Source organism: Streptomyces sp. NPDC057638 (assembly GCF_042800315.1).
Taxonomy (GTDB): Bacteria; Actinomycetota; Actinomycetes; order Streptomycetales; family Streptomycetaceae; genus Streptomyces.
Genome location: NZ_JBHVHF010000077.1, coordinates 19,967 through 27,545, shown reverse-complemented (window position 1 = coordinate 27,545; position 7,579 = coordinate 19,967). Strand labels below are relative to the sequence as shown.

8 protein-coding genes are annotated in these 7,579 nt (G+C 63.8%); 2 read left to right on the top strand and 6 right to left on the bottom strand.

The window, feature by feature from the left end; genetic code table 11:
• Positions 1-28: 28 nt before the first annotated feature.
• Together ACFVIM_RS13865 and ACFVIM_RS13860 are read right to left on the bottom strand one after the other, a co-directional pair.
• Positions 29-163 carry a DLW-39 family protein gene (locus ACFVIM_RS13865; protein ID WP_003958712.1) on the bottom strand — a complete coding sequence of 45 codons (135 nt, stop codon included), beginning with the start codon at positions 161-163 and terminating at the stop codon, positions 29-31.
• Between the two features lie 699 nt (positions 164-862).
• A complete protein-coding gene (locus ACFVIM_RS13860) occupies positions 863-1,432 on the bottom strand; it encodes a hypothetical protein (RefSeq protein WP_384300922.1) in 570 nt (189 codons plus the stop codon).
• A 289-nt stretch (positions 1,433-1,721) separates the two neighbouring features.
• On the opposite strand from ACFVIM_RS13860, the gene ACFVIM_RS13855 reads away from it, so the two are divergent.
• Both ACFVIM_RS13855 and ACFVIM_RS13850 read left to right on the top strand, forming a co-directional pair.
• Positions 1,722-2,645, top strand: a complete 924-nt coding sequence (locus ACFVIM_RS13855; RefSeq protein WP_384300921.1) for an FkbM family methyltransferase — start codon at positions 1,722-1,724, stop codon at positions 2,643-2,645.
• 255 nt (positions 2,646-2,900) lie between these two features.
• A complete protein-coding gene (locus ACFVIM_RS13850) occupies positions 2,901-4,601 on the top strand; it encodes an AIPR family protein (RefSeq protein WP_384300920.1) in 1,701 nt (566 codons plus the stop codon).
• A gap of 182 nt (positions 4,602-4,783) precedes the next feature.
• On the opposite strand, the gene ACFVIM_RS13845 is transcribed toward ACFVIM_RS13850, so the two are convergent.
• The 4 genes from ACFVIM_RS13845 to ACFVIM_RS13830 are packed head-to-tail and all read right to left on the bottom strand — an operon-like array spanning position 4,784 to position 7,565.
• The gene (locus ACFVIM_RS13845; protein ID WP_384300919.1) at positions 4,784-5,740 is read right to left on the bottom strand and encodes a Scr1 family TA system antitoxin-like transcriptional regulator; all 957 of its coding nucleotides are present in this window, start codon (positions 5,738-5,740) and stop codon (positions 4,784-4,786) included.
• The gene (locus tag ACFVIM_RS13840) at positions 5,737-6,360 is read right to left on the bottom strand and encodes a hypothetical protein (protein WP_384300918.1); all 624 of its coding nucleotides are present in this window, start codon (positions 6,358-6,360) and stop codon (positions 5,737-5,739) included. Before ACFVIM_RS13840 ends, ACFVIM_RS13845 begins: the two co-directional genes overlap by 4 nt.
• 51 nt (positions 6,361-6,411) lie before the next feature.
• The gene (locus ACFVIM_RS13835) at positions 6,412-6,996 is read right to left on the bottom strand and encodes a class I SAM-dependent methyltransferase (RefSeq protein ID WP_384300917.1); all 585 of its coding nucleotides are present in this window, start codon (positions 6,994-6,996) and stop codon (positions 6,412-6,414) included.
• Entirely contained in the window at positions 6,993-7,565 is a 573-nt protein-coding gene (locus ACFVIM_RS13830) for a hypothetical protein (RefSeq protein ID WP_384300916.1), read from the bottom strand. The genes ACFVIM_RS13835 and ACFVIM_RS13830 overlap by 4 nt, the downstream gene beginning before the upstream one ends.
• Positions 7,566-7,579 lie beyond the last annotated feature (14 nt).

The following is a 7,579-nucleotide window of genomic DNA, read 5'->3' as shown; positions in this document are numbered from 1 at the left end:
GGCCGGGGCTTCCCCAGGACTGTGCGTCTCACACACCCGAACCTGCGGGCACGGAGTCGGTCGCCTCCGTCCACAGATCCTGCTCGGCGCGATCCGCCTGGATCTGGCGGTACACGAGGAGCCCGCCGATGGCGGCCAGTGCGACCAGGAGAAGCTTCTTCACCGCGCGACCTCGTCTTTCCTTGACGTATGAGGACTTCTGCCGCCCGACTATACACACCGACCGATACCGATCGGTGACCTGAGTCCCGACCCCGATCCGCCTCAACTCGGGGACCCGCGAAGCGATCAGACCGGACACAGAGAATCGGTCCAAGCCGATCATGACGGTGAACCCGCGGCGATCCACCGTTGAGGTCAGACGGGACCCGAGAAGGGCGCGGGGAAACAGGTCACCAAGGCAGCACACCCCGCCAGGGCCCGGGAGAAATCCGGGAGACGGCCAAACACGCCCCACCCCTCACCCACCCGGCCCAACCCCACCCCCAACACGAAAGAGCGGGCGCCTCCCACCAGGGAAAACGCCCGCTCATTCGTATCTATCGCTGTGGGGCTAACAGGATTTGAACCTGTGGCCTCATCCTTATCAGGTCGGACACGAGGGGTCATCGATGCAGTACAGACGGAGTACGGTCCTGGTGGGCCGCCGCTGGCGGCCGTCGTTGATCCCCGCCGTTCGCCCCTGTTGGTGTCAGGCACTGATGTCAGACATCAAGGCGCGCTTGACAGCGCGCCCTCTGCCTCACTCAGGCTGAAACGTTGAGTGCCATGCTTCGCCCAGAACGATCGTGCGCGGAGCGAGCACGATTCGCCAGCACGCCGTCGCCGTAGAGATCGTTCCCTGACAAGCCGACGCTCGCATCTACGAGCCAGCTCCACCCGAGCGCCCCGGCGGGAGAAGCAGATCCCGCTCGGGGTGAAGATCGCCGGTGACGCTTCCCCGGACACCGAGGTCGTCCCGCGCGGCATCGTGGAAGACGTTGATCTGCCGGAAGAGCACGCGGTTGCGCTCACGCCACTCCTCCAGACTGCCGGTGATCTTCCCGTTCGCCTGCCAGTCGACCTCCAGGGTCATGACGTTGAGCTCGTGCGCCACCTCGACAACCGAGTCCCCACCGAGAAGCATGATCCGCTCGAAGGCCCGCCCCCGGAGACGGCCCGCTTCGGCCATCGCCACCCGTATCTCGGCCTCGGACTGCTCCTCGTCGCTCTCGCGGAGCCCCTCGCGCGTCTCGTAGAGCTGAACCGCGAGGTATATAGAGGACCGGATCATGTCGATGTAGCCCTCGTAGGCTTCGAGCTTCCTGTCGTCCCACCGGGTCAGGAGCGCATGCCGGTTGCGGCTGCGCTCCATGAAGTAGTTGGTGACGTGCGTCGTCAACGCGCCCAGGAGCACAGCGGCGACCGTGACGAGCTGCTCTCCGGTGCCCATGCTCCCCTGCCGGTCACTCCTCAGGATGTCTGGACGATCTTAGGAGTGCAGGCTCGTGAGGGGAACAGGCTGACTGGAGCAGAGGGGGGCGCTGCTCTACGAGTTCGACCGGTGGGTCCGTCTGAGAAGTGAGCCGAGGGAGACTGTGCTCCGCAAGCTGTCGGTCTGAGTGCTCTGAGCCTGGCCGGAGAGGCTCTTCCGCTGGTGGGGACGTTGATCTCCAGGGCCCTGGGAGCATGTCAGCCAGGAGCACTATCGTTCGCCTTATCCCTGGTGGAGAGGCGTGTGAATGAGTCACTTCGTTACGGAAACACTGGTCACCCTCGGTCGTCGGTACGTGCGTCATGGGCCGGGGCACCTGGGGAAGGCCGCACTGGCCGCCCGGTATCTGAATCCACAGCTCAGGGACGCGCCGCGGAGAAGCGTCGTGGAGACCCGGTACGGGGCGCGCTTCGCGGTGGACACGCAGGACCTCATACAGCGGTATCTCTATCTGTTCGGGGTGTGGGAGCCGCACATGACGAGCTGGCTCCGGAACCGGCTCAGGCCCGGGGACGGGTTCATCGACGTCGGGGCCAATATCGGGTACTTCAGCGTGCTCGCCTCACAGCTCGTCGGAAGGACGGGGCGGGTTGTCGCGGTCGAGGCGTCGCCGGTCTACCACGCAAGGATCATGCAGAACGCTCGGCTCAATGCGGATGTGGACATCCGGGTGGTCAACACCGCCGTGTCCGACAAGGACGAGACCCTGACGTTCGTCCTCGCCAGTTCGCACAACATGGGGGCCGCCAGCATCGTTCCGTATGAAGGGGACGCGGAGGCACGGTTCGAGGTCGCGGCACGTCCCTTGCCGAGCCTGCTGGAGTCGGACGAGATCTCCAGGGCACGGGTGATCAAGGTGGATGTGGAGGGCGCGGAAGGGGGCGTCGTCAGGGGGATGGTGCCGATGTTGGCGCGGCTGCGCCCGGATGCCGAGATCACGGTGGAGGTGACCCCCGAGCGCATGACGCGGCTGGGGGAGTCGGCGGACGAGTTGGTCGAGACGCTACGTGGGGCTGGGTTTCACACGTACCGGCTGCCCAACAGCTATGCGGCGGAGAGCTATCCATGGGCTCTGCGGGAGGCGTGGCCGGGTGCGGTGCGGTGGCGGGGGGCAGTGCGAGAAGAGAGCGATCTCGTGTTCTCGCGGGTGGATGCTGAGTACCTTCGGTGAGCTGGCGCGTACGCACCGAGTGTCGCTCACGCTTACACCGCAGTGGCCATGAGGCGAGGTCAGGCAACTCGGACCGCACCCGATCAGGTAGGACTCCACCACCAGGCTCTCACGTGGGAGCGTCAACTATCCTCTGCGAAGAAGGGATCAGCGAGTTTTCGTAATCCGCACCCTCCACGTCCGCACCGTTGTGATGATGGGTGGGTATGCACAGCAGAGCAGTTGGCATCTGCGGACGGCGTGAGGAGCTGCGTAGTGGCGAGTAACGACCTCGTACTGATCGACCAGGTGCTCAAGCAGCGGGCGGACGAGTCACCACTGCTCGCAGACAAGATCTTCGAGGTCTTCGCTAGCGAGCAAGCAATCACAGCAGGAGACCTCTCACTTGAGGAGATCCAAGCTGGGGTGGTGGGTGGCGGCGGAGATGGCGCTATCGACGGAGTATACGTCTTCCTCAATGAGCGATTGCTCGCAGAGGAAGACGAGATCCCCTCGCCTATCGATGTCCCACGAGGCTCACGCCTCTTGCTCTGGCTGGTTCAGGCTAAGCGCGAGAAATCGTTCACTGAGACAGCCATCGATCTCGCATCCTCTTCAACTCGCCGCCTCTTGGATTTGGAGGAGGGTCAAGAAGATCTCCTGAAGCTATATGGCCCCGATCTCGTAAATAAAATCGCCTGCTTCCGCAAAACGCTCACGGCGATAGTTACCCGTAACCCACAGGTCGAGGTTCGCTTCTCCTACGTCAGTCGCGGAGAGACTACCGCAGTTAATTCCAGGGTCGAAAAGAAAGCTCGCGACCTCGAAAGAGATTTCGCCAATAAGTTCACCGGCGGGATCGGTAAAGTTGAGTTCATTGGCGCATCAGAGTTGTGGCAAAGGTCAAATCAGGTAAAGTCCTTTACATTGGAACTGCCTTACACTGAGAGCATCACTCACGGAACAAGCCATATTGCGCTCGTGACGCTGAGGGATTATCTCGGATTCATTTGCAATGAAGACGGCACCTTGCGTCGCCATATTTTCGACTGGAACGTGCGCGACTACGAGGGCGGGGTCGAGGTAAACCGAGAAATTAAAGATTCCCTCCTGGACCGCTCCGCTCCACAGTTCTGGTGGCTTAACAATGGTGTCACTATTACTTGTTCACGCGCCTGGACCGTGGGAGGGAAGGTCTTCTCACTAGACGATGTGCAGATCGTCAATGGCCTTCAGACCTCTCACACTGTCCACGAAGCATTGCGCGGCCAAGCCCCGGATCACCCTTCCTTCAACGACCTCATCCAAGTTCGAATCCTGAACACAAACAACGTCGAAGAGAGGGACAAGGTAATCCGGGCAACAAATAGGCAGACCAAAGTGCCGGATGCCTCCCTGCATGCCACGGACGATAACCAGCGAAAGATTGAAGCCTTCTTTCTGGAGCATGACTGGTTTTATGACCGGCGAAAAAACTACTATCGAAACCTGGGGAAGCCAGCCGACCGCATTATTGGGATTCCCCTCTTGGCGCAAGCGTTGGCAGCGATGGGATTCAGTGAACCGCATAGCGCGCGGTCACGGCCATCCAGTCTCCTCAAAAATCCGAGCAATTACAAGAAGTATTTCTCCGAAACGACCCCGCTGCCAGTTTACTTGTGGCTCGCACGCCAGCAGCGCACAGTCGACGCATTCCTCGCAATTGCAGTGCAGCCCTCGGATCGTACTGATCTCAGATTTCACCTGGCGATGCTCAGTGCGGCAAAATTGTTTGAGGGCGCCGTCCATAACCCCAAGCAGCTGCGAGACTTGAGTGATCGAGAAGCTCACTCCGACGAGACGTCACTGACCAACCTTCTCTACCTGCTAATCAAAGAACGATACGCGTATTCCGAAACCAAGAGAATGTCTTTTGACAAGATCGCCAAAGGCCCAAAATTTGTTCCCGTACTCCTAAAAGCGGCCGGACACGGATAGTTTTCATGGCTAATCGTTGAACCTGTGCGCGGGCCCGCCAGCCCGCGCACGGATGACCACATTGAGGGCAGAGTCCTGTATGGGTTACGAAGCTCTTAAGCAGGGCGGGCTGATATTGCCTGCGGCTAAAATGGTTCTGGAGCGGTCCGGCCAGGCAATCAAAAATGCAGCACTGTGCGAATTTACCCAGATTGATCCCTGCCGAGTACTCGACGATCAGCCTGATGAGACACGGCACGAGGCTGAAGGTGGTGCAGGATCCTGCCGAGCGCTGTGTAACTATCTTGTGGTGTGAGTGCCTTGCTCCTGATACTGCCTAAGAAGGGCGGCCAGGGAGAATATGGCGAGAGGCTGAAGGTATACATGGGGTGGCTCACCCGTTGGGCGTCTACGTATGCCTCCTCGGCGGTGAGGAAGAAGCCCGGGGCAGGGGACATCACCGTCAGAAGGGCGGGGTCCTGAGGCATTGCGGTGTCCGGTGGCCGAAGCCTGATGTCGACGCGGCCCTCATCCACCATCCGTAGGACATGGGTGAGCTGGGCGATCAGCGCACACCTCGGGATGAGCTGGTGGATCGCGTAGAACGGCGCCTGTTCGAGGATGACCTGGACCTGCTGTTTGGAGTGGTCCGGTGCGAGAGCGCGGCGGGTGGATGGGTAGGTGAGGTCGTTCGTCGGGCCGCAGGTTCTGAGCCAGGCGGTGGTGTAGATGGGGATCTGGAGCAATGGTGGGAAGGCGAGCGCGCTGTAGATCGTGAGGGCGGGGGCGCGGCGTTCGCAGGCGGCCAGGCGGGAGGGCCAGCCGTGGAAGGTGTCGTCCAGGGGTTCGCGTGGCGCCGAGAAGGGGCCGTGGGTGTGGAGGAGTTCCAGGAGGCCGGGGCCGGCGGGGTCGGTGGGCGAGTAGTAGTGGCGGACGAGGCGTTCGATGGTGAAGACGTCGGTCACCGGGCAGAAGTGGCCCTTCTCCACGCGTCGGATGAAGGGGATGGTGGCCCCGGTCTGGTTCATTACGTCTCGGGGAAGTTCGCGCCGCTCGATCCGCTGGTCGGCGAGGGCCAGGCCGACCACGCAGGTCAGGGCGGTGACCTGCCAGGACGGGTTGGTCGCCATGCCGCGTGGGGGTCCGGCTGGGGTGCTCATGCCGTGCTCCCGGTGTCCAGGGAGACCTTCGTGCAACCGGTGAGTTCGACGGCCGCCTGAAAGCAGAGGGACCAGGGCAGTACGGGAGAACCGAGGCCGACGAGGATGTTCTCCCGCACGATCACCGGCTTCCCGGTGGAGTCGATGACGTACTGGTCGGCCTGGTAGCCCACCCACAGCGGATCGCGCACCCGTACGGCCGTGTGCGCCTCGCGCAAAGGAGGGCAGACGCGCACCGCGTGGCGGGCGCAGGGCGGGCAGACCGGAGGTTGGGCGGTCGTCGTATGTTCCGGGTCGATGGTGCCCGGGAGGAGCCACAGGGTTCGTCGCTGGTCGTCCTCGCCCGCCGGGTGGCCGCAGACCTGGCAGAGGTCGTCCAGGATCGCCCGCCGCTGCCGGTTCAGCCGGACATCGGCGAAGAGGGGATGGCCGGGGCCGCCGGGGTGGGGGTGCCAACCCGGGTGAAGAAGTGCGCCGTCCTCGTCCCGGTCATACGGGTTCTCCTGGGCGAAGCCGATGCCACGGGCACCGGGCAGGAGGACAAGAGGTGCAGAGGTCCGGATGTCGTTGTCGTACGCGGCGATCCAGGGGACGGCGGGAATCAGGCGAGGGTGGTTCAACGCGGGATCCTTCAGAGGTGGAGGTGTGGGGGCGCGTGGTCAGATCGGTCCTCAGAGGTAGAGCGCGCCGTCGGACGGGCCCAGGGTGAAGCGGTCCTGCCGGAGCCACCCCTCGCTGAGCCGATCGATCCGCTCGTCCGTCAGGCCACGCTGGAACGGATCTGTGGTGGTGGCGGTGCGGAAGGAGAGGTACAGCGCGCCCATGACCGGCTTGAGGCTCTGCCTGATCAGGTCCAGGAGCCGTTCCTCGGTGGCGGGGTCGAGGTACTCCCACAGATAGCGGCAGGTGATCACGTCGATGTTCCGCGCCGGAAGCGGGTCGGTGGTGGCGTCCCACAGGTCGTAGCGCGGCGTGGACGAGACCGGTCGTGACGCGGCCTTCTTCAGCGCGACGGTGGAGAAGTCGAGCCCGGTCGTGTGGGTGATGCCCCAGTCGACCAGGAGCTGGGTCCACGCGCCCGTGCCGCAGCCGAGATCCACCGCGACCATCTCCCGGCAGGGAGTCGTACGTGAGAAGAAGACGGCCAGTTCGGCGAAGCAGCGCTCCGCGTTGACGACCCTCTCCTCGGCGGCCGGGGATCGGTGCCAGGCATCCCAGTCGGTTGCCGTCAGGGCGGGGAAGAGCTCGTGTGTCACGCGGTGCCTTTCACCGTGGATGGAGGAGTGCGGGCCTCGGTCGTGATGAGGAGGCGGGTGCGGCTCAGGCGGCAGGAGATCCCGGCCGGGTCCCGTCGCACCGGCCTCGCGTTGCTGGCGCGGGTGATCCAGGCCAGGAATGCGCTGGTGAAAGGGCCAGGCCGAGGCAGTGAGGGGGTGGCCGCGAGGACGTCGGCCGTCGTGTTCTGCCGTACGGGAGGAAGGGCGGGGCAGTGCTCCTCCAGTGCCAGCCGCAACGTCACGGGATGCACCAGCGGGACGTCGAGGCTGGGCCACGGGGAGAGCCAGTAGGGTTCGGCCGGACCTCGGGGGCCGAGGCGGTCATGAGGCGGCAGGAGCAGGGTGCCGCTGCCGGGTCCGTAGCAGACCCCGTAGCGGTGCGGGCTCCAGAGCGGCTTGGTGCCGGGCGGGACGAACCACCACAGGGCGTCCGCCGCCGGGTCGGCGACCACGGGACCCGGGTGGCCGTGCCAGCGCCGCATCGCGGTGAACACCGCCCAGCCTCGGGTACCCCAGCCGCTGACCACCAAGTCGAAGCCGTTCCCCACGGGGACGGGGTGCC

Excerpts from the sequence above, each read along its gene's own strand:
- ACFVIM_RS13845 (WP_384300919.1), bottom strand. The coding sequence starts at position 5,740 with ATGAGCACCCCAGCCGGACCCCCACGCGGCATGGCGACCAACCCGTCC.
- ACFVIM_RS13860 (WP_384300922.1), bottom strand. The coding sequence starts at position 1,432 with ATGGGCACCGGAGAGCAGCTCGTCACGGTCGCCGCTGTGCTCCTGGGC.
- ACFVIM_RS13855 (WP_384300921.1), top strand. The coding sequence starts at position 1,722 with ATGAGTCACTTCGTTACGGAAACACTGGTCACCCTCGGTCGTCGGTAC.